This window comes from Streptomyces durbertensis, assembly GCF_014156695.1.
Taxonomy (GTDB): Bacteria; Actinomycetota; Actinomycetes; order Streptomycetales; family Streptomycetaceae; genus Streptomyces; species Streptomyces durbertensis.
In genome coordinates this window covers 1-780 of record NZ_WMLF01000883.1, presented here as the reverse complement: position 1 = coordinate 780, position 780 = coordinate 1, and the positions used below count along the sequence as shown (strand labels likewise).

Here is a 780-nt window from a genome sequence, read left to right as displayed (position 1 = left end):
GCCCGGTCGACCCCCACCCGCAGCAGCACCGCCAGCGTCAACGGCACCAGCATCACCAGCAGCACCGACTCCACCAGCGTCCCGGCGTCGACCATCGCCGCCCGCCCGCCCAGCAGCAGCACGTACACCGGCAGCAGCGCGAGCTGGAGCACCAGGTTCACGGGCAGCAGCGCGGCGGCGATCCCCGTGTGACCGCGCGCCATCGCCGTGAACACCAGGTACCAGTCCGTGCACGGCGTCACCAGCAACAGCAGCAACCCGATCCGCAGGTCCGGCTCGTCCCCGAGCAGCCCCGCGCCCAGCGCCCAGGCGAGCACCGGCGTGAACACGAAGTTCAGCACAAGGCTGGCCGCCACCAGCGTCCCCGCCTGCCGGACCTCCCCCACATGCGACGCGTCCATCCGCACGAACACAGCGGTGAGCATCACCAGCAGCGCCGGCAGCACCACGTACCCCGCCACCGCCCCGACCGGCCACAGCAGCCCCGCGCCGAGCCCGGCCAACGCGGCCACGGCCACCAACAGGCTCTGCAGACGTTCGGTGAGCGACATTCCTCGGCTTCCCGCTGGAGACGCCCCCGGTTCGGGCGCCACGGCTCGGACGCTAGACGCTACCGAGCCCACCCGCAGCCCCGCCGAGCCCGCCGGTGCCGCACCTCCCCTGCCGCCGGGGACCTTCGGCCCCCCACCGGGACCGGTCCGGCCCTGCCGACGCGCACCCACCACCCGCCAACGGGGTGAGGGGAAGCCCCGGAGTTGACCCGCCAGGAAAGCACTCGTC

Annotated in this window: 1 pseudogene; it reads right to left on the bottom strand. The window is 73.7% G+C overall.

The annotated features are described in order from the left end of the window. A pseudogene (locus GL263_RS27455) lies at positions 1-551 on the bottom strand (arsenic resistance protein); the annotation flags it as partial. Between the last annotated feature and the right edge of the window lie 229 nt (positions 552-780).